General features: G+C 70.3%; 20 protein-coding genes and 1 pseudogene. 10 read left to right on the top strand and 11 right to left on the bottom strand.

Features of this window, described 5'->3' with window-relative positions; translation table 11 throughout:
- Positions 1-25: 25 nt before the first annotated feature.
- The 5 genes from HZS56_RS30440 to HZS56_RS30420 all read left to right on the top strand — a co-directional run bounded on the left by HZS56_RS30440 (position 26) and on the right by HZS56_RS30420 (position 5,261).
- The gene (locus HZS56_RS30440) at positions 26-964 is read left to right on the top strand and encodes an SPFH domain-containing protein (protein WP_216724032.1); all 939 of its coding nucleotides are present in this window, start codon (positions 26-28) and stop codon (positions 962-964) included.
- Between the two features lie 164 nt (positions 965-1,128).
- A complete protein-coding gene (locus tag HZS56_RS38550) occupies positions 1,129-1,332 on the top strand; it encodes a type II toxin-antitoxin system antitoxin (protein WP_308408196.1) in 204 nt (67 codons plus the stop codon).
- A 376-nt stretch (positions 1,333-1,708) separates the two neighbouring features.
- Positions 1,709-2,233: a PadR family transcriptional regulator gene (locus tag HZS56_RS30430; RefSeq protein WP_216724030.1), complete on the top strand. Its 525-nt coding sequence runs from the start codon at positions 1,709-1,711 to the stop codon at positions 2,231-2,233.
- Entirely contained in the window at positions 2,230-2,919 is a 690-nt protein-coding gene (locus HZS56_RS30425) for an ABC transporter ATP-binding protein (protein WP_216724029.1), read from the top strand. Before HZS56_RS30430 ends, HZS56_RS30425 begins: the two co-directional genes overlap by 4 nt.
- Positions 2,916-5,261 (top strand): ABC transporter permease, encoded by a 2,346-nt coding sequence (locus HZS56_RS30420; protein ID WP_216724028.1) that lies wholly within the window; start codon positions 2,916-2,918, stop codon positions 5,259-5,261. The genes HZS56_RS30425 and HZS56_RS30420 overlap by 4 nt, the downstream gene beginning before the upstream one ends.
- A gap of 134 nt (positions 5,262-5,395) precedes the next feature.
- On the opposite strand, the gene HZS56_RS30415 is transcribed toward HZS56_RS30420, so the two are convergent.
- Positions 5,396-6,436 (bottom strand): LysR substrate-binding domain-containing protein, encoded by a 1,041-nt coding sequence (locus HZS56_RS30415; protein ID WP_308408195.1) that lies wholly within the window; start codon positions 6,434-6,436, stop codon positions 5,396-5,398.
- A gap of 137 nt (positions 6,437-6,573) precedes the next feature.
- Between HZS56_RS30415 and HZS56_RS30410 the strand changes: the two genes are divergently transcribed.
- Together HZS56_RS30410 and HZS56_RS30405 are read left to right on the top strand one after the other, a co-directional pair.
- Positions 6,574-7,128, top strand: coding sequence for a peroxiredoxin (locus HZS56_RS30410; RefSeq protein WP_216724027.1), 555 nt, complete (start codon positions 6,574-6,576; stop codon positions 7,126-7,128).
- A 6-nt stretch (positions 7,129-7,134) separates the two neighbouring features.
- Positions 7,135-7,671 carry an alkyl hydroperoxide reductase gene (locus HZS56_RS30405; protein ID WP_216724026.1) on the top strand — a complete coding sequence of 179 codons (537 nt, stop codon included), beginning with the start codon at positions 7,135-7,137 and terminating at the stop codon, positions 7,669-7,671.
- Positions 7,672-7,753: 82 nt separating this feature from the next.
- Here the strand turns inward: HZS56_RS30405 and HZS56_RS30400 are convergent, their stop codons facing one another.
- The 7 genes and pseudogenes from HZS56_RS30400 to HZS56_RS30370 form a co-directional block, all read right to left on the bottom strand.
- Complete coding sequence (locus tag HZS56_RS30400) at positions 7,754-9,127, bottom strand: AI-2E family transporter (protein WP_216724025.1); 1,374 nt, start codon at positions 9,125-9,127, stop codon at positions 7,754-7,756.
- A gap of 195 nt (positions 9,128-9,322) precedes the next feature.
- Positions 9,323-10,033, bottom strand: a complete 711-nt coding sequence (locus tag HZS56_RS30395; protein ID WP_308408194.1) for an aggregation-promoting factor C-terminal-like domain-containing protein — start codon at positions 10,031-10,033, stop codon at positions 9,323-9,325.
- Between the two features lie 481 nt (positions 10,034-10,514).
- Complete coding sequence (gene phoH2 / locus HZS56_RS30390; protein ID WP_216724023.1) at positions 10,515-11,840, bottom strand: RNA 5'-3' helicase PhoH2; 1,326 nt, start codon at positions 11,838-11,840, stop codon at positions 10,515-10,517.
- A 908-nt stretch (positions 11,841-12,748) separates the two neighbouring features.
- The gene (locus HZS56_RS30385) at positions 12,749-13,546 is read right to left on the bottom strand and encodes a class I SAM-dependent methyltransferase (protein WP_216724022.1); all 798 of its coding nucleotides are present in this window, start codon (positions 13,544-13,546) and stop codon (positions 12,749-12,751) included.
- Between the two features lie 105 nt (positions 13,547-13,651).
- Positions 13,652-14,523: pseudogene (locus HZS56_RS30380) on the bottom strand (LLM class flavin-dependent oxidoreductase).
- Positions 14,524-14,594: 71 nt separating this feature from the next.
- Positions 14,595-15,626, bottom strand: coding sequence for a hypothetical protein (locus tag HZS56_RS30375; RefSeq protein ID WP_216724021.1), 1,032 nt, complete (start codon positions 15,624-15,626; stop codon positions 14,595-14,597).
- Positions 15,614-16,273: a hypothetical protein gene (locus HZS56_RS30370; RefSeq protein ID WP_216724020.1), complete on the bottom strand. Its 660-nt coding sequence runs from the start codon at positions 16,271-16,273 to the stop codon at positions 15,614-15,616. Before HZS56_RS30370 ends, HZS56_RS30375 begins: the two co-directional genes overlap by 13 nt.
- A gap of 171 nt (positions 16,274-16,444) precedes the next feature.
- Here HZS56_RS30370 and HZS56_RS30365 point away from each other — a divergent pair, with 171 nt between their 5' ends.
- Entirely contained in the window at positions 16,445-16,816 is a 372-nt protein-coding gene (locus HZS56_RS30365; RefSeq protein WP_216724019.1) for a DUF192 domain-containing protein, read from the top strand.
- Positions 16,817-16,865: 49 nt separating this feature from the next.
- Complete coding sequence (locus tag HZS56_RS30360; RefSeq protein ID WP_216724018.1) at positions 16,866-17,471, top strand: TetR/AcrR family transcriptional regulator; 606 nt, start codon at positions 16,866-16,868, stop codon at positions 17,469-17,471.
- 32 nt (positions 17,472-17,503) lie between these two features.
- Here HZS56_RS30360 and whiG read toward each other — a convergent pair whose 3' ends face one another.
- Both whiG and HZS56_RS30350 read right to left on the bottom strand, forming a co-directional pair.
- A complete protein-coding gene (gene whiG / locus HZS56_RS30355) occupies positions 17,504-18,313 on the bottom strand; it encodes an RNA polymerase sigma factor WhiG (protein ID WP_216724037.1) in 810 nt (269 codons plus the stop codon).
- 250 nt (positions 18,314-18,563) lie between these two features.
- Positions 18,564-19,403 (bottom strand): RNA polymerase sigma factor, encoded by an 840-nt coding sequence (locus HZS56_RS30350; RefSeq protein WP_216724017.1) that lies wholly within the window; start codon positions 19,401-19,403, stop codon positions 18,564-18,566.
- A gap of 182 nt (positions 19,404-19,585) precedes the next feature.
- Here HZS56_RS30350 and HZS56_RS30345 point away from each other — a divergent pair, with 182 nt between their 5' ends.
- Positions 19,586-19,804, top strand: a complete 219-nt coding sequence (locus tag HZS56_RS30345; protein ID WP_216724016.1) for a hypothetical protein — start codon at positions 19,586-19,588, stop codon at positions 19,802-19,804.
- A 19-nt stretch (positions 19,805-19,823) separates the two neighbouring features.
- Here the strand turns inward: HZS56_RS30345 and HZS56_RS30340 are convergent.
- Positions 19,824-20,218: hypothetical protein (locus HZS56_RS30340; protein ID WP_216724015.1), on the bottom strand; the 395-nt coding region annotated here is incomplete at its 5' end.

Genomic DNA, 20,218 nt, shown 5'->3' with positions numbered 1-20,218 from the left:
GTCCGTCGAGAACGGGGGACCACTCATGTCCACACACGATGCCCCGCAGGTCACCGCGGATGTGCCCGAGATGCCGGCACCGCGGGTGCGCGAGACCCAGGCACACAGCATCGGCGGCGGATTCGCACTGCTGCTCGGTCTGGTCGGGCTGCTCGTCGGCGCCGGTCTGGTCGTCGCCGCCACGGCGGTCGACGCGGCCGGCGGAAAGGCCGTCCTGATCGTCGTCGGCATCCTGGTCGCCCTGGCGGCCTTCCTCGCGATGTGCGGCCTGAACATGGTCGCGCCGGGCCAGGCCCGCGTGGTGCAGCTCTTCGGACGGTACCGGGGCACGATCCGCCAGGACGGCCTGCGCTGGGTCAACCCCTTCACCTCCCGCACCAAGATCTCGACGCGGGTGCGCAACCACGAAACGGCCGTCCTGAAGGTGAACGACGCCTACGGCAACCCGATCGAGCTGGCCGCGGTCGTGGTGTGGCGGGTGGAGGACACGGCGCAGGCCACCTTCGAGGTCGACGACTACGTGGAGTTCGTGTCCACCCAGACCGAGGCGGCCGTGCGGCACATCGCCATCGAGTACCCGTACGACGCCCACGAGGAGGACGGCCTCTCGCTGCGCGGCAACGCCGAGGAGATCACCGAGAAGCTCGCCGTCGAGCTGCACGCGCGCGTGGAGGCGGCCGGCGTGCAGATCATCGAGTCCCGCTTCACACACCTCGCCTACGCGCCGGAGATCGCCTCGGCGATGCTCCAGCGGCAGCAGGCGGGCGCGGTGGTCGCCGCGCGGCGGCAGATCGTGGACGGCGCGGTCGGCATGGTCGAGGCGGCACTGGCCCGGATCAGCGAGCAGGACATCGTGGAGCTGGACGACGAGCGCAAGGCCGCGATGGTGTCCAACCTGATGGTCGTGCTCTGCGGGGACCGCGCCGCCCAGCCGGTCCTGAACACGGGGACGCTCTACCAGTGACACCCCCGCCGGAGGACGCCGTGCACCCCGAGGATTCCGTGCACCCCGGGGATTCCGTGCACCCCGAGGACCCCGCAGCCTCCGAGGACTCCTCGCCGTCCGGGAGCCCTGCGGCTCCCGGGGCTCCGGCTCCGAAGCGCCGGTCGCCGCAGCAGCGCAAGCAGGTGCTGCTGCGGCTGGACCCCCAGGTGTACGAGGCCCTGGCCCGCTGGGCGGGCGACGAGCTGCGGTCGGCCAACGCCCAGATCGAGTTCCTGCTGCGCCGGGCACTGGCGGACGCGGGCCGCCTGCCCGGTGACGCCGGCCCGCTGCCGCGCCGGGGCCGTCCGCCCAGGGGCGGCGGCAACGGGGTCGCACCACCTCCGTAACCGGCCCCGCAGGTCCGGCCCCGCAGGTCCGGCCCCGCAGGTCCGGCCCCGCAGGCCGGCTCCGTCAGGCCGGCTCTGCAGGCGCCGGCTCCGCGGTCGCACCCGGGCCGTGACCGGCGCCCACCGCGGAGCTGGGCCTCCCGGCCGGCACGGCCCGACAGGGAGGCCGGCAGGGGACCCGACGGGAGTCCGGCAACGAGCCGGCAGGGGGGCAACGGGGCGGGCGACGGGGCCGCTCGCGAGTGCCGTCCTCCTCGTAGCACGACCGTGACAAACGGCTCCGACCTGCGGCACCGCGCCCTCCTCACACACGCGGCCACGAACTCTGCACAGGGCGTATACACCGTGCGTATACACCGTGTGTAGAGTGCTCCGCATGTCCATCGGTCACACACTCCTGGGGCTCCTGGAGTCCGGGCCGCGCCACGGTTACGACCTCAAGCGCGCCTTCGACGAGAAGTTCGGTCACGACCGGCCGCTCCACTACGGCCAGGTCTACTCGACGATGTCCCGACTGCTGAAGAACGGTCTCGTGGTCGTCGACGGCGTCGAGACGGGGGGCGGTCCCGAGCGCAAGCGGTACGCGATCACCGACGACGGGATCACCGACGTACAGCGGTGGCTCGGCACGCCGGAGAAGCCCGAGCCGTACCTCCAGTCGACGCTGTACACGAAGGTCGTCCTCGCGCTGCTCACCCGCCGGGACGCCACCGAGGTCCTCGACACCCAGCGTTCGGAGCACCTGCGCAGCATGCGCATCCTCACCGACCGCAAGCGCAAGGGCGACCTCGCCGACCAGCTCATCTGTGACCACGCACTCTTCCACCTCGAGGCCGACCTGCGCTGGCTGGAACTCACCGCCGCGCGCCTCGACAAGCTCCGTGAGGCGGTAGCCCGATGACTCCTCCCGCAGGTTCCCTGCTCTCGGCCGAGCAGCTCCGCAAGGCCTACGGTCCCACCCTCGCCCTCGACGGCGCCGAGTTCTCCATCCACCCCGGCGAGGTCGTCGCCGTCATGGGCCCCTCCGGGTCCGGCAAGTCGACGCTGCTGCACTGCCTCGCCGGCATCGTCACGCCCGACTCCGGGACGATCACCTACAACGGGCACGAGCTCTCCGCCATGTCCGACGCCCAGCGCAGCGCCCTGCGCCGCTCGGAATTCGGGTTCGTCTTCCAGTTCGGCCAGCTCGTTCCCGAGCTGACCTGCGTCGAGAACGTCGCCCTCCCCCTGCGCCTGAACGGCACTCCCCGCAAGGCGGCCGAGCGGACGGCGCTGTCCTGGATGGAGCGGCTGGAGGTCGGTGACCTCAGGAAGAAGCGGCCCGGCGAGGTCTCCGGCGGCCAGGGCCAGCGGGTCGCGGTGGCGCGCTCGCTGGTCACCAGCCCCCGCGTGCTCTTCGCCGACGAGCCGACCGGCGCGCTGGACTCCCTCAACGGCGAGCGCGTGATGGAACTCCTCACCGAGGCCGCGCGCTCCACCAACGCCGCGGTCGTGCTGGTCACGCACGAGGCCCGGGTGGCCGCCTACTCCGACCGCGAGATCGTCGTGCGGGACGGCAAGTCCCGGGACATGGAGCGGGCCGTATGAACGTGCGTCAGTGGGCCGCGGACCTGATGCTGGGCGTCCGCTTCGCCTTCACCGGTGGCCGCGAGGGCTGGACCCGGGCCGTGCTGACGGCCGTCGGTGTCGGCCTCGGCGTGGCCCTGCTGCTGCTGACGACGGCGCTCCCCAATGCGCTGACCGTCCGGCACGACCGGGAGGCGGCGCGTTCCGACGTCACGTTCTCCGGCGAAGAGGTGCCGAAGGCGAACGACACCCTCGTGATCGCCAAGGTCGACTCGAACTTCCGCGAGGACAGTGTCCGGGGCCGGGCACTCGAACCCGAGGGGCCGCGGGCGCCGCTGCCGCCGGGCGTGGACAAGTTCCCCGCGAAGGGCGAGATGGTGGTCTCGCCCGCGCTGAAGGAGCTGCTGGAGTCGGACTCCGGCGCGCTCCTGCGCGAGCGGCTGTCGGACCGGATCGTCGGCACGATCTCGGAGAGCGGGCTGATCGGCTCGGCCGAACTCGCGTTCTACCAGGGCGCCGAAGGACTCGCGCCGCACATCCAGTCGGGCACCATCGAACGGATCGACCGGTTCGGAGATCCGGAGCCGACGTCCGAGCAGTCCGACCCGGTGCTGCTCCTGCTGATCCTCGTCGTCTTCGTCGTCCTGCTGATGCCGGTCGCCATCTTCATCGCCACGGCCGTGAGGTTCGGCGGCGAGCAGCGGGACCGGCGGCTCGCCGCGCTGCGGCTGGTGGGTTCCGACAGCAGCATGACCCGGCGGATCGCCGCCGGCGAGGCCCTGGCGGGCGCGGTACTGGGACTCGTCTTCGGCGCCGGGTTCTTCATGGTCGGACGGCAGTTCGCGGGCACGACCGAGGTCTTCCACATCAGCGTGTTCCCGAGTTACCTCAACCCCTCCCCGCTGCTGGCCCTGCTGGTGGCGGTGGCGGTACCGGCGGCGGCCGTGCTGGTGACGCTGTTCGCGCTGCGCGGGGTGGTCATCGAACCGCTCGGCGTGGTGCGTGCGGGCCGGCCGCGCAGGCGCCGGCTGTGGTGGCGGCTGCTGCTGCCGCTGGCCGGACTGGCGATGCTCTTCCCGATGGTCGGCAACGGGCGCGAGAACGGCGACTTCAACCAGTACCTGGTGACGGGCGGCGTCGTGCTGCTCCTGTTCGGTGTGACCGCGCTGCTGCCGTGGATCGTCGAGACCGTGGTCGGCCGGCTCGGCTCCGGCGGCGTGTCCTGGCAACTGGCCGTGCGCAGGCTGCAGCTGAGCAGCGGTACGGCCGCCAGCATGGTCAACGGCATCGCGGTGGCCGTGGCCGGGGCGATCGCGATGCAGATGCTGTTCTCCGGCGTGGACGCGTACTACACCAGGTCCACCGGGCAGGACGTCTCGCGGGCGCAGATGGAGGTGACACTGCCGGAGGGCACGTCGGTGGAGACCTCCGCCCAGAAGTTCCGCGACACCGAGGGGGTGCGGGCGGTCTACGCCATCTCCGAGGGCTACCTGGGCGACAGCGCCAAGGACGCGGAGTGGAACACGCAGCTGACGGTGGGCGACTGCGCCACGCTGCGGGAGCTGGCCAACCTGCCCTCCTGCCGCGACGGTGACGTGTTCGCCGTCCACGGGTCCCAGTGGGACCCGTCGCTCGACGACGGCAAAATGGCCGAGCCGGGGCGCAAGCTGTACATGGACCCGTCGGACGTGGGCGAGCCCAAGAGCCTGGAGATCCCCTGGACAGTGCCCCAGGACCTGAAGGCGGCGAAGCCGCGTCCCGGTCTGGTGGACGAGGACATGGACCAGGGCGGTTTCCTGATGACACCGAAGGCCATGCCGGACGCGTTCGCGCCCGCCCTGGACGGACGCGCCTACCTGAAGCTGGACCAGTCGACGCCGGACGTGCAGGACCACGTGCGGAACACCGCGGCGGACATCGGCCCGCTGGTGGACACCATGACGTGGGCGGAGACGGAGCGGGCCGACCGGTACGACGCCATCCGCACCGGACTGTTCGTCGGGGCCACGTGCGTGCTGGCGCTGATCGGGGCCAGTCTGCTGGTCTCCCAGCTGGAACAGCTGCGCGAGCGGAAGAAGTTGCTCTCCGCCCTGGTCGCCTTCGGCACCCGGCGGCGCACGTTGAGCCTGTCGGTCCTGTGGCAGACGGCGATTCCCATCATGCTGGGCCTGCTGCTGGCCTCGGCGGTGGGGCTGACCCTGGGCACGGTGCTGCTGAAGATGTCGAACACCCCGGTCGTCGTCGACTGGACCGGCGTCCTGTCCATGACCGGCATCGGCGCCGCGGTCGTCCTGGTGGTGACGCTGTGCAGCCTGCCGCCGCTGGTGCGGCTGATGCGGCCGGAGGGGCTGCGCACGGAGTAGCTGCGCAGGTTGCGACAGGGGGCGGATCGCTCTGCCCCTCCAGCTGGACGCCGTCCGCCCGTGAGGGGCGGGCGGCGTCCAGGCGCTCGGGCGCTCATGTCTTCACACGTTCGTACGCTCAGGCGCTCAGGCGTTCAGGCGGGGGAACGCGAGGTGGACGGTGACCGGGGCGGGGGTGGGTCCGGTGCCGCCGTGTCGGGAGTCCCGCCCCGCGCCGGCACCGGGCCTGTCACGTCCCGCTCGTGGACCGTCCGTACCGGCAGTCCCCGCATCGCCTCCCGCAGGGCCGCCGCCAGTTGCCCGTACTCCGCGGAGCGGGCCGCGCCCGTGCGCATGGCGAGGGCGATACGCCGGGTGGGGGCCGGGTCGGCGAAGGACGCGGTGCGGAGCCGGCTGGAGCGGGAGGTCTCCACGCGGACGGCGGTGCGCGGCAGCAGTGTCACCCCGAGGCCGCCGGCCACCAGTTGCACCAGCGTCGACAGACCGGCCGCAGTGGTCGTCGCCGGGACACCCGCGCGGCCCGCCTCCCGGCAGATGTCGAGGGCCTGGTCACGCAGGCAGTGGCCCTCGTCGAGCAGCAGCAGCTTCAGCTCGCGCAGCACCGAGCGCTCGACCCCCTCGCGCCCGCCGAGCGGGTGATCGAGCGGCGTGACCAGCACGAAGTCCTCGTCGAAGAGGGGAAGTTCGGTGACGCCGGGCACACCGAGGGGAACCGCGAGCAGCAGCAGGTCGAGGCGGCCGGTCGTCAGCCCCTCCAACAGGCTCGCGGTCTGCTCCTCGTGGACCTGGAGGTCCAGGTCGGGGTAGCGGTCGTGGACGAGCCGCAGCACCGTCGGCAGCAGGTACGGCGCCACGGTCGGGATGACGCCGAGCCGCAGCGCACCGGTGAAGGGCGCCCGTACCGCCTCCGCCTCCTCCAGGAGCGCGCCGACCTCCGCGAGTACCGCCTTGGTCCGCACCGCGAGCCGTGCGCCGGCGGGCGAGAGCAGCACCTTGCGCGTCGTACGCTCGAGGAGCGTGACACCCAGTGCCTCCTCCAGCGCGGAAACGGCGCCGGAGAGCGCCGGTTGGCTCATGCCGATCGCGGCGGCGGCGTCCCGGAAGTGCAGGTGCTCGGCGACCGCGTCGAAAGCCCGCAGCTGAGCGAGGCTGGGCTGCCTCTTCTTGCCGGACACTAATAGCCACCTCCGATCAACTCGACCGAGTGTAGCTATTTCACTAATCAATGCACCCTGTGCCAACATCAACAACGTCCAACCCATGGGAAACACTCGCAAAATGGGTGTTTCTTCGCTGCACTATTGGAGAGCGCGTGCTCACTGTCGGTGACAAGTTCCCCGAGTTCGATCTGACCGCCTGCGTCTCGCTGGAGAAGGGCAAGGAGTTCCAGCAGATCAACCACAAGACCTACGAGGGTCAGTGGAAGGTCGTCTTCGCATGGCCCAAGGACTTCACCTTCGTGTGCCCGACCGAGATCGCCGCCTTCGGCAAGCTGAACGACGAGTTCGCCGACCGTGACGCCCAGGTCCTCGGCTTCTCCGGCGACTCCGAGTTCGTCCACCACGCCTGGCGCAAGGACCACCCGGACCTGACGGACCTGCCCTTCCCGATGATGGCCGACTCGAAGCGCGAGCTGATGCGCGACCTCGGCATCGAGGGCGAGGACGGCTTCGCTCAGCGTGCGGTCTTCATCGTGGACCAGAACAACGAGATCCAGTTCACGATGGTCACCGCCGGCTCCGTCGGCCGTAACCCGAAGGAGGTCCTGCGGGTCCTCGACGCCCTGCAGACCGACGAGCTCTGCCCGTGCAACTGGAGCAAGGGCGACGAGACCCTCGACCCCGTCGCGCTGCTGTCGGGGGAGTGATCTGACATGGCTCTCGACACCCTGAAGTCCGCCATACCGGACTACGCCAAGGACCTGAAGCTCAACCTGGGTTCGGTCATCGGCAACTCCGACCTCCCGGCGCAGCAGCTGTGGGGCACCGTGCTGGCGACCGCCATCGCCTCGCGCTCCCCCATCGTGCTGCGCGAGCTGGAGCCGGAGGCGAAGGCGAACCTGTCGCCGGAGGCGTACTCGGCCGCCAAGTCGGCCGCCGCCGTCATGGCGATGAACAACGTCTTCTACCGCACCCGGCACCTGCTGTCGGACCACGAGTACGGCACCCTGCGCGCCGGTCTGCGGATGAACGTCATCGGCAACCCGGGCGTCGACAAGGCCGACTTCGAGCTGTGGTCCTTCGCGGTGTCCGCCATCAACGGCTGCGGCATGTGCCTGGACTCGCACGAGCAGGTGCTCCGCAAGGCCGGTGTGGACCGGGAGACGATCCAGGAGGCCTTCAAGATCGCCGCCGTCGTCGAGGCCGTCGGCGTCACGCTGGACGCCGAGGCGGTCCTGACCGCCGAGTAGCCCCGCGGCGGCGCACACGGCGCACGGCGCACACGGCACGGGCCCCCGCCCACCTCTCGGTGAGCGGGGGCCGTTCGCGTCGCTACGCCGGTGAGGTGTCCGGCGGCGTACCGGCCTCCGGGGGCCGTGGCGGTGGATCGACCGCCGGGGAGGCGTCGGTCGACGTGGCGCCGTGCGGCTTCGGCGTCTGCCGCAGGGCGGCCTCGCGGGAGTAGGCCCGCAGATAGCCCACGACCGTGTTCGTCACCGCCACCAGCGGTACGGCGACCACGGCGCCGCCGATGCCGGCCACCATGCCGCCGGCGGCCACCGACAGCACCACCGCCAGCGGATGGACCCGCACCGCGCGCCCCAGGATGAAGGGCTGCAGGATGTGGCCCTCGATCTGCTGCACCGCAAGGACCACGACGAGCGTCATGACCGCCGCGAACATGCCCTGCGTCACCAGCGCCACGACGACCGCGAGCGCGCCGGACACGACCGCGCCGACGAGCGGGATGAAGGCGAACAGGAAGATGAACACGGCCAGCGGGACGGCCATCGGCACGTCCAGGAAGTAGATGCCGAGGCCGATGAAGATGGCGTCGATCAACGCCACGACGACCGTGCCGCGCACGTACGCCGTCAGCGTCCGCCACGCGCGCGGACCGGCACCGGCCACTCCCGGCCGGGCCGCCGCCGGCACCAGCTTCAGCGTCCACTGCCAGATGCGCTTGCCGTCGTAGAGCAGGAAGAGCGTCGAGAAGGCGGCCAGCAGGATGCCGGTGAGTGCCTCGACGACGACCGTGACGCCCTCGAGCCCCGCCGACGTGATCTGGTCGGTGTTGGCGCCCACCGCGTCGCGCAGGTTCTTGGCGATCTCGTTGATCTGTTTGTCGGTGACGTGGAACGGGCTGTTCAGCAGCCAGTTGCGCAGTTCGTCGATGCCGTCCTGCACCTGGTCGGAGAGGTTGTCGATGTTCTCCATCACCTGCCAGGTGACGAACCATCCGATCAGGCCCATGATCACGAACCCGAGGATCGCGGTCAGGGCGGTGGCGGGACCGCGCGGTACGCCGTGCCGCCGCAGCCAGGCCACGGCCGGCTGGAGCAGAGCGGTGATCAGCAGCGCGGCGACGAACGCCAGCACCACCAGTTGGACGGCGCTGATGACCCGCATCAGCACCCACACGGTTCCCGCGAGCACCAGCAGCCGCCAGCCGGCCTCGGCGGCGACCCGTACACCCCAGGGCACGGCCTGCGCCGGGTCGGGGCGCTCGCGGACCAGGGCCGCGTGGTGCGTGACGGCGTACTCGTGCGCCGCTTCCTCCGGGGACGGTGTCAGGTGGTCGCCGGACTCCGCCGGGTGGTCGGCGTCGTCGTCGCGTCCGGCCTCCGCACGGCGTTGGTCCAACCGCTCACTCATCTGGGTCAGTCCGGCGCCGAGCCGACCGAGCCACCCTGGCACTCGCGACATGATCCGTCCTCTTCCCCCGTCCGTCCCCACCACTCCCCCCTGGAGTCGTTCCGTCAGACGCTACATGGCAGCAGCCCCTCCCCCTAGGACGGGGAGGGGCTGTGCGGGGTTGAGAACCGAGCGCCGCGACCGCGGTACGGGCCCGGTACCGCGGCCGGTGCGAAGCGGTCCGGCACCGGGGCCGGAACGGTCGCCTCAGTAGCTGCCGTTCGCCTGCCAGTACGCCCAGGCGTCGCACGGGCTGCCGTAGCGCTCGTTCATGTAGTTGACCCCCCACTTGATCTGGGTGGCCGGGTTGGTCTTCCAGTCGGCGCCGGCGGACGCCATCTTGCCGGCGGGCAGCGCCTGGACGAGTCCGTAGGCGCCCGAGGTGGGGTTGACCGCCTGGTAGTTCCAGGTGGACTCGTGGTCCACGATGTTGCTGAAGCACTGGAACTGCCCGCTCGGCACGATCTGCTGCGCGATGGCCTTCACTTCGGCCACGGTGTACGAGCTCTGGACCTGGATGTCGACGTCGGCGGGGTCGCGGTTCTCGCTGCGGCTGGAGGCCTCTTCGGCCTTCTTCCGCTCCTCGGCATCCTTCTTCGCCTTGGCCTCCTTCTCGGCGGCCTCCTTCTTGGCGATCGCGGACTTCGCGGCGGCCTTGCGCGCCGACTCCTCGGCGTCCTTCTTGGCGCTCGCGTCCGCGGCGATGGCCTGTACGTCGGCCTGCTGCGTCAGGGACGCGGTCTGCACCTGCGCCTGCTCGCCCATGGGGATGTCCGCGAGCAGCGTCGTGCCTGCTGCCGTCGCCTCCGCGTCGCTGTCCTGCGCGGTGCTGCCCGAGGCAACGCCGACGACGCTTCCGACTGCGGTGACCGCCGTGGCCGAGGCCACTGCGAATCCCCGGACCGAGATCCGGCTCACACGGTTTCCTTCCAGCATCGCCCGCTTCGGTGACCCTCGCGGACGCAATCGTGCCCCTGGCGCTGGCCTCCTCCAACTACGGGTCACGGGAGGCGCGGGCCCGGTGGACAACTCCCCTCCGGGAGACGTCGCGTGGTGCTCGGGCGGCATACGACTCGACTATGGAGTTGACACTGGTACTGCTGTGGTCCTGTACCGCTGGGGGCACAGCTGTGTCGTATGCGGGGCCTGACAGGAATGAGACTCTGCCGCACCCCGGCGGGGTGAGGCAATTCTGTGTTGCGTGTGAAAGCTCACATCTCGTTTGGCCCAGGGGATTCCCGGAAACCTGCACACGCCGCGGCGCCGCCCGGCTAGGCTCTTGGCCTTTCCGGACGGCGCCGTTCAGAGGGCCGGACGGTCGGTCGGACAGTCGGTCGGCCGGACGGATGGCCGGACGGTACGAAACCGCGTCACATACGTCTGGGACGTCCCGGATACGTCAGAGGTGCCCGTCCTCCAGCATTTCGGTCACGAGCGCCGCGATCTGGGACCGCTCGGAGCGGGTCAGGGTGACGTGCGCGAAGAGCGGATGCCCCTTCAGCTTCTCGACGACGGCGACGACACCGTCGTACCGCCCCACCCTCAGGTTGTCCCGCTGCGCCACGTCGTGGGTCAGGACCACGCGCGAGTTGGCGCCGATCCGGGACAGGACGGTCAGCAGGACGTTCCGCTCCAGCGACTGGGCCTCGTCCACGATCACGAACGCGTCGTGCAGCGAGCGTCCCCTGATGTGGGTGAGCGGCAGCACCTCGAGCATCCCGCGCGCGGTCACCTCCTCGATGACCTCGCGGCTGGTGACCGCCGACAGCGTGTCGAAGACCGCCTGCGCCCAGGGGCTCATCTTCTCGGCCTCGGAACCCGGCAGATAGCCCAGTTCCTGCCCTCCCACCGCGTACAGCGGACGGAAGACCATCACCTTCTGGTGCTGACGGCGCTCCAGGACCGCCTCCAGACCGGCGCACAGCGCCAGCGCCGACTTGCCGGTGCCGGCCCGGCCGCCCATCGACACGATGCCGACGTCCGGGTCGAGGAGCAGGTCGAGCGCGATCCGCTGCTCGGCGCTGCGCCCCTTGATGCCGAACGCCTCCCGGTCGCCGCGCACCACCCGGACGTTGCCGTCGGGCGTGACCCGGCCGAGCGCCTTGCCGCGCTCCGACTGGATGGTGAGCCCGGTGTGCACGGGCAGGTCGGCGGCCTCGGGGACGTAGACCCGGCCCTCCTCGAAGAGCACGTCCACCTGCTCGCCCGGCAGGGTGAGTTCGGACATTCCGGTCCAGCCGGAGGCGTCCGTGATGGCCAGCTCCGCGCGGTACTCCTCGGCTAGGAGTCCGACGGAGGACGCCTTGATCCTGAGCGGGAGGTCCTTCGAGACGACGGTGACGTCGAACCCCTCCGCCTGCAGGTTGCGGGCGACCGCGAGGATGCGGGAGTCGTTGTCCCCCAGGCGGTAGCCGGTGGGCAGCACGCTGGGGTCCGAGTGGTTGAGCTCGACGCGGACGGTGCCGCCCAGGCCTCCGATCGGGATGGGGGCGTCGAGGCGACCGTGCCGGACCCGGAACTCGTCGAGCAGGCGCAGGGCCTGCCGGGCGAAGTAGCCGAGCTCGGGATGGTGCCGCTTGGCCTCCAGCTCCGTCACCACGACGATCGGGAGCACGACCTCGTGCTCGTCGAAGCGGTTCAGGGCGTTCGGGTCGGCCAGCAGGACGCTGGTGTCGAGAACGTAGGTGCGCCTGTCGGGCTTGCGGCGCTTTGTGCTGGTCACCACGGAAGGACGTACCCCCTCGGATGAGGTTGGGGAGCGACGGAGTGGACGCTGGACCGGAAGGGCGGTAATGAGCCGGCCGGTCGACGGCCGCCCTGCACTGGCGAGGGCCGCGGACCGGCCCTCCGCCGCGTCTTCCGTGCCGTGACCGCACGGTGGGGCTGGTGCAAAGGGCCTCCCGGGCGGACGGCTCCGTGCCGTCCGCTGAGATACGACACCCGTGGTTCGGGCATCGACCTGCTTGCGTTATGCCCTCGAACAAGCGCCGCCATGCCATCGCACACGACGACACACCGGTGAACACCTCGTTACGGAGGTCCCGGCAGGGGCGGCGGACAGCAGCGCGGTGACCGCGGTGACCGTGCGAGGCCGACGGAGAGAACGCGCCGGTCCGTGGCCGACAGAGAAAACGAGCCGGCCCGTGGCCGACAGAAAACGGGCCGGTCCGTGGGGGGGGGATACGGACCGGCCCGAGGGGGGGTTTCCACCATAACCCTTCGTAAGTGATGCTGCGCGCATCGGCGTGCCACCACTACTCTCCGCATCCACCCGGCGACAACCGAACGACCACGGGGCTGGCCCGGCCTGACACGGGGGTCCGGTCGGGAAAGAGGTGACGAACGGGCTGCGGCCGGCCGCACGTCCCGCCGGGCCGCCCGGCGCGCCGTTCCCCCAACCGGATGACGCGCCCGGCGTACGCCCGCTTGACCGCCGGGCTCGTCCGGCCCGGCGACCGGCACCGCGCAGCCCCCTCCACTGCGCGGTGCCACACGCGCAGCTTTGCTTGCGCGAATTACCTGCATCAGAACTTACGTGACCGAGTCATGGATGAGGAACCGTCCCAGGACAACGATCGATAACAATCACCGACGAGGACCGCACCGCGAAGCGGCCGCCGCGCTGGGCGGCACTCACCCTTTGCGCACGTCGAAGAGGTGACGGGTGCTGTGGGCGACGAAAGGACCGTCGGCCTCGATGCGCTCGTGCAGGTCGCGCAGCCGGTCCCGGTACGCGTCGGCGGTGAAGCCGGGCACCATCCACACGACCTTGCGCAGGAAGTGGACGACGGCACCGATGTCGAAGAACTCCATCCGCAGCCGTTCCGCCCGCAGGTCGACGACCTCCAGCCCCGCCGCCTCGGCGTCCTCCCGTTCGCGCTCGGGCTGCCGGTGCCGCCGGCTCTCCTCGGGCAACGGCCCGAGGAAGTACTCGACGAGTTCGAAGACGGTGGCGGGTCCCACGTGCTGGGCGAAGTACGTACCGCCGGGCGCGAGCACCCGGGCGATCTCGCTCCAGTGCGGCTTGACGGGATGCCGGCTCACGACCAGGTCGAAGGCTCCGTCGGCGAACGGAAACGGGGCGTCGTCGGGCGAGGCGACCACCGGCACACCCCCCGGGCACAGCAGCCGGGTGGCCTTGGCGACGTTGGGCGCCCATCCCTCGGTGGCCACGACGAGCGGGGGCCGGCGGGAGCCGGCGGCTCCGAGGGCGAAGTCCAGCACCTCCCCTCCCCCGGTCTGCACGTCCAGCACGGCCGATGCCCGGGCCAGTCGCCTGGCCATGGACCGGGCGTACCCCCAGGAGGGCCGCGCCTCGGTGGCCCGCCCCTCGAACCAGGAGAAGTCCCACCCCTCGGTGGGCACGGAGGCACCTTCGGCCACGAGTTCGTCGAAGGTACGGGGGCGAGGGTGGTGGGGCGGGGGCGCCATGGGAGCAGGCTCCGTTCGACAGCAGGTCAGAGAAAAGGCCGAAGAAGAAGGAGATAGAGGAAGAGGGCAGAAGTAGAGGGAAGGAGAAAGAAGGGAAGTCCCCGTCTACGCCACCAACGGCCGGACCTGCTCGCCGGCGAACCGGACGAACCCCTCCGGGTCGGGCTCGTCCCCGGTCGGCTGGAGGATCACGGTGTCGGCCCCGGCCTCGGCGAGCCGTTCCACGGCAGCGGCGACGGCAGCCGCGTCGCCGGCGACACCGAGTCCTGGCACCGCCTCGTCCCCCTCGGCGATCAGTTCGGCCCGGAGCCGCTCGGCGGCGTCGGCCCCGGTGGCGGCGAGCAGATACACGACCACCCGGTGCCCTCCGGTCCGCCCGGCCGCGGCACGCCCCTCGTCGATGAGCCGCCGGGCCCGTCGTACCCCGTCGGGCGGAGTGGACGCGGTGAGCACGGTGCCGTCGGCGGCCTCACCGGCCAGCCGCAGCGAGCGGGGCCCGGTGGCGCCGGCGAGCACCTCGACGGCCTGCTCCGGCGGCCAGTCGAGCGCGACGTCGTCGAGCCGGACGTAACGTCCCTCGGTCGTCACGCGTTTGCCGGAGAGCAGGGCCCGCAGCGCGAGCAGATGCTCCCGCAGAAGGGTGACGGGCGACTCGACCCGCGCCCCGACCTGCCCCATCCAGTCCTGCACGCCGTGTCCCACGCCGAGGACGGCACGGCCCGGGAACATCCGGTGCAGGGTGGCGGCCTCCATGGCGGTGACGGCCACGTTACGCAACGGCACGGGCAACAGCCCGACTCCGACCCGCGCCCGCTCGGTCCACGCGAGCGCGGCGGCGGCCGCGGAGATCCGCCCTCGCGGAAGCAGTCCTCCCACAGCCACAACTCCTCGAGCCCCACCTCGTCGGCGGCACGAGCCACGGCACGCAGCCGCTCGGGGGCAACCTGAGGACGGAAAACGGCACCGAGTCCAGTCATGCAGCCTTCCTACCTCCGCCCCACTCCACCGGACAACACGATTACGGGGGCTCCGGCCCTGGCGGACCCAGTCAGCGGTTGACGGCCTGGATCTCCTGGACGACGACGTCCTGGGTGGCGCCGAACGAGCCGTCAGGAAGGTCACCGCCCGCTCCGCCAGTGCCCGTCCAGTGGATCTGCCAGGTGACCGTCGCCTGGAGCGGGAACGTCCCGCCTCCCGACGATCGCAGATACTTCACCCCGCACGGAGGTGCGTCGTCCGCCTTGCCCTTCTCGTACGGCGCACCGATACGACCGTCCACGATCTCGCAGACGCCCGAGGCGGGATAGGTCTCGGCATCCGGAGTGCCCGGCTTCATCTGCAGCGAGACCGGCTCCGCCGTGGCCGTCGCCTCGATACCGATCGCCTCCACGGACGCGGTGACCGACACCGGCTTGAATTCGGCGCCATCGAGCCACGCCCAGGTCGGGAGGTTGACCTTGGTCGCCTCCGCCGGCGCCAGCGTCACCTCGGTACCGGGGACCCGGATCTCCGCGTAGGCGAGTTCGGCCAGGACTTCAGGGGTCACAGCGTTCTCGATGTCCGCGGGCGGGGCGTCACCCGTGTCCACCCAGAAGGGGCCCTTGTCGCACTCGTCCCAGCCCGGCGGATAGCTCTTGTCGACGTACGAATCCCACCAGAATCCTTTTCCGGTCTTGTCCTTATTGAACCCCTTCTCCTCGTCCTTGGCGTTGTACTTCTCCCGCTGCTCGGCGTCCCACTCGTACCCGGTGGACTCGGCCTCCCAGATCGGTTCCAGAGTTTCCTGAAGTTCCTTCGGCGTGTACTTCGGGGCGTACCAGCAGGCTGGCGGCGACCATGACGTCGTTGACGTCACCGCACCCGCCGAGCCGCCGCTGCCGTTCTTGGAACGATCGAAGACCACTCCGCCGACGGTTACAGATACGGACCCGTCATCGCCTGTGTCAGCGTGCTGTTCTGTCTGCCCGTCCGTTCCACCGCCGAAGCCCTTCTCCGCGTGGGCAGGACCAACAGCACAGCAGACCAATGCAGCTACGCTCACAGATACAACCAGGAACTTGCTCCGGTTCACGGCTGGCACTTTGAGCTCCCCCGCTCAGAATTAAGTCGCTCCGTCACCCAGACACCCTTACTGTTCTTTCGCAGGGTCCCCGCGTAGATGACGTAGCTGTCTTTCGTAACTCCCGTCACGTCAGTTTTTCCCGTGTCGAGGAACTTGTTGAACGACTTGCTTTGGTCTTCGCAATACACAAGTGAGGCAGTGCCGTCGCCCTTGACGCTCACACTCTCCCCGTAGTAGCGAGTCAACCCCGTTGTGCGAGCCTTGTGGTCAACGAAGTCCTGAATATACTTCTCGCTCCCAGCAGCTGCTTCGCCTTCGGAGTAGAAGCGGTAGGCATCGTGAAGCGAATTCTGCTCGGCGATGGCCATGTCCACCGCCCTGATGCGCTGTTCAGCGTCGTGCAGTACTGCGTCCTTGACTGGATCGCCAGTCTTGGCCCACTCGAACTTGTACGTCACATCGGTCGGCAACTCGATCTTCGGTCGGTCCGCATCGGCCGGAGCAGACTCGCTCGGTGACGCCGACGGCTCGCTGCCTGTTTCCGCCCCCGCGATCTTGTCGTTGTCGCCGGAGCTGTCGTCGTCGCTCCCGCACGCGGACAGCGTCAGGGCCGCAGCGGCGGTCAGTGCGAGCGCTGCGAGGAGGGTGGGGCGGCGGCGATTCACTGTCGGCTCCTGGGTGGGACGAGGCTTCTCTTCAGCGAAGCAACGCTATCCACCGGGCGTTGGGGACACCAGAGTGAGAGTGTCCCGCTACTGTCACCAACCGGCGCGCGCCAGTCGTACGTGCAGCTTTTCGACAAGTAACAGCTGGACAACAGCAAGGAGGGGCACCGAATGGGACGCCGGCGGCGTTGGCGGGACGGGGCGGGGACGTTGGTGGTGGGGGAAGGACTCGACCGGGTTCGCGTGCCCTTGGAGATCGCCGGGTCTTATCGGGCCCGCACGACGGGGCTGTTGGGGCGCGGCGCGGTCGACGGGGCGATGCTTTTGACTCCTGCCAACAGCGTGCACACCTTTCGGATGCGCATGCCCATCGACGTGGCCTACGTCGACCGGCGGTTCACCGTCATCGCCGTGCGCACCATGCGGCCCGGAAGGCTCGGGCTGCCTCGGCTGCGTTCGCGGCACGTGCTGGAGGCGGAGGCCGGGGCGATGGCCGGGTGGGGGGTACGGGTGGGGGTGCAGGTGGAGGTCGAGGTGGAGTAGGTGTTGTCACCTATGTTGCCAATGACAACAGGCTGATATCGTGGCCGGCATGCCAGGCATGAGCGAAGAGCGGCCCTTCCACCACGGGAACCTCCGGGCCGCACTGCTCGACGCGGCCGGGCGTGCCCTGCGGGAGCACGGGGCCGATCAGCTGTCCCTGCGCGATCTGGCCAGGGAGGTCGGCGTCAGTCACGCCGCGCCCCGTCGGCACTTCGCGGACCGCCAGGCGCTGCTCGACGCGCTGGCGGAGGAGGGGTTCGGCCGGCTGGACGACGCGCTGCGCGCCGCGTTGGCGGACACGGACGACGACTTCGCGGCCCGCATGCGGGCGGCCGTGACGGCCTACATCCGCTTCGCCACCGAGAACGCCGCGCTGCTGGAGCTCATGTACACCAGCAAGCACCGGCCGGGCGCCACGCGGATCGCCAAGGCGGCCGAAGCGCCGTTCGGGCTGATGAACGAGCTGATCGTCCAGGGGCAGCGGCAGGGAGCGTTGCAGGACGGTCCGTCTGAGCGGATCGGGATCGTCCTGTTCGCGACCCTCCAGGGCATCGCCTCGATCATCAACGGCGGCGTCGTCACACCGGACCTGCTCGACGGGCTCGTGGACAACGCCGTCGACCAGTTCCTGCGCGGCGCCCGGCCGCTGTCGTAGGAACGGTGCGGGCAGCGCCCCTGCCGGGAGCGTCAACGTCCGAAGTCCGCCAGCTTGGCTCGGAGTTGCAGGACCGACTTCGTGTGGAGCCGGCGGACCGCGTTCTCCGTCGCCCCGATCACGCGGCCGATCTCGGCGAGAGTGAGGCCCTCGTAGTAGTACAGCGTGACGACCGTCTTCTCACGCTCCGGCAGCGTGTTGATCGCCCGGGCCAGCAGCCGCCGCAGCTCCCGGCCCTCGGCGACCTCCACCGGATCGTCGGCGGCCGTGTCCTCCAGCGTGTCCATCAGGCTCAGCCGGTCACCGCCCTCACCGCCCGCGTGCAGCAGCTCCTCCAGAGCCACCACGTTCGCCAGCGACAACTGGCTGAAGACCGCGTGGAGATCCTCCACCGGGATCCCCAGCTCCCCCGCCACTTCCCCCTCCGAAGGCGTGCGGTGCAAGCGCGCCTCCAGCGTGGCGTAGGCCCGCTCCACGTTCCGCGCCTTCTGCCGCACCGACCGCGGGATCCAGTCCAGCGCCCGCAACTCGTCGATCATCGCCCCCCGGATCCGGGTGATCGCGTACGTCTCGAACTTGATCTCACGGTCCACGTCGAACTTCTCGATCGCATCGATCAGCCCGAAGACCCCCGAGGAGACGAAGTCGGCCTGCTCCACATTGGACGGCAGCCCGACGCTCACCCGTCCCGCCACGTACTTCACCAGGGGCGAGTAGTGCAGGATCAGCTGCTCACGCAGCCGCTCGTCCCCCGTCGCCTTGTACGACCGCCACAACTCCGCGAGGGAGGAGGCGGGCGCGGAGGGGGGGCTCGGGAGAGCTGCCGGGCCTTCGTCCGTCAGGACGGCGGTACGCGGGGTTCCCGTACCGCGGTCGGACGTGCCGTGTTGCCGCTCGCGGCGCGGCGGGGCACCACCGGTCCGCTCCCGGCGCTCGGTGCGAGGCTCTGCGGCCGCGGTGCGTTCCACCGCCGCAGGGGCAGGGGCAGGGGCAGGGGCAGGGGCAGGGGCAGCAGGCGAACGCCGTCGCAGCAGGCGGGCTCCGCGCGTGCCCAGGGAGGACTGCCCGAGGAGTTCTTCGAAGGTCCCGTTCTCATCCATGGCGCCACTCCCCCTCACTGCGTCTCATCTTGCTGCGCCACCGGTACAGGATTCCCTCGACCACCCGGGGGGAGGGGGCGTCGAGCAGCTCCTGGATCTCCGCGTGCGTGTAGCCGGCCACGGCCAGCGCGGTCACCGCCGTCCGGGTGCGCGGGTCGGGAATGTCCGCGAGGAGGTCCTGGACCCAGAGGGTGCCCAGCGCCTCCTGCTCCGCGCTGGGCGCGGACGGGTCCGGGAACTGCAGCGTCTGCTGGCGGGTCACGGCACGCCGGTATCGTTCCTCGCCGGCCCGGTATCTTCGGAACTCGTTCGGAAATGCCCCGAGACAGGCGCCCATGAAATAGCTGGTGAGGCCGGCTCCGCCGGCATAGGTCCAGCCTCCCTCGATCAGCGCGGTCTGCCTGAACCGGGGCAGTGCGCGGGCCACGGTCAGGCCTGCCAGTTCCTCCCGCAGGTCGCTGCTGCGGCGCAACTCCTGCCGCTCCGCCTCGGTGGGCTGGACGTCGAAGCCCTTGTGGCGGGCGACGAGGTGGAAGACGTAGCCGGAGTACAGCCACGCGCCCAGGACGGACAGGGCGTAGCACGCGAGTTCGTGCTGGAAACGGTCGTACTCCCGCCCCTCGAAACCGGTTCTGGCCAGGTACTTGAGCAGTTGCTCGTCGGCAGCGCGGCGCTCCTCGCTGTCCTTGGAGTCCCCACTGTCTCTGGCGGTCGGGGCGTCCCCGGCATCGCCGGTATCCCTGCTGCCCCTATTACTCTTGTTGTCCCTGATATTCCTGATGTCCCTGACATCGCTGGCGTCCGCGGCGTCCCTGGTGCCTTCCCCCTGCATCGTCCTCCCTTCGGGGCGGGGTCGTACGTGCGGTAGTAGGTGCGCGCCTCGGGATCACCCCACGGGAGTCCGGCCGAAATCTCGAAAGGGTCGGGTACGGAAGTTGCGCGTGGGGGTTCCGAGCCGACGCGACCTACGAATGCAAGGAGCGACGACACAGCAGCGATCACCAGGAGAGTTCAGTGCCTTCTTCCGAACCCCGTCCCGCCCCGGCGCCCGGAACCCCGAGCCCGTTCCTGAGCCTGCACACCGCGCTGGTACTGCTCACCGCCGTCGTCCTCGGACTCGTCGTCGGCGGCCTGGCCCGGCTCGGCGGCAGCCCGGCCGCGGGGGCGGTTCTCGCCGGGCTGGTGAGCGCCGGCGGCAGCGTACCGGTGCTGCGGTCCCTCATCGGCGACTGACGCGTCAGGCGTCTGTGCGTCACGGTGACACGATGTGGAGGAGACCCGTGCCCGTCGTGGTCGTCGTTGCCTGGATCGTCACCGTGTCGGGCCGGGCAGTCGGGCGGGTGGTGTCGAGACGGCCGCAGGAGTTGCCGCTGCCGTTCTCGCGGAGGTACGTGAGGCAGCCCTGGCCCGGGCCCGACGCGCCGGCGTTGGACTGGCCGTTGGCCGACTTCACCTCGTACTCGATCTTGTTCGGGCCGACCTCGGTCACCGACAGCATTGCCCGGCCGCCGTCCGCTGACGGAAAGTGGATCGTCACGGGCTTGGTCACCGCGATCTCGCAGTTGCCGTCGGTGCAGGCTCCCGTGTCGTCGCCGTCCGCCGCCGACGGGACGGGCGTGGGAGGGGCGGGGGGCTCGGTCGTGGGGC

The organism is Streptomyces mayonensis (assembly GCF_018982965.1).
GTDB classification, from domain to species: Bacteria; Actinomycetota; Actinomycetes; order Streptomycetales; family Streptomycetaceae; genus Streptomyces; species Streptomyces mayonensis.
Note: the sequence above shows the minus strand (reverse complement) of the source record. Positions and strands in the feature narration are given on the sequence as shown.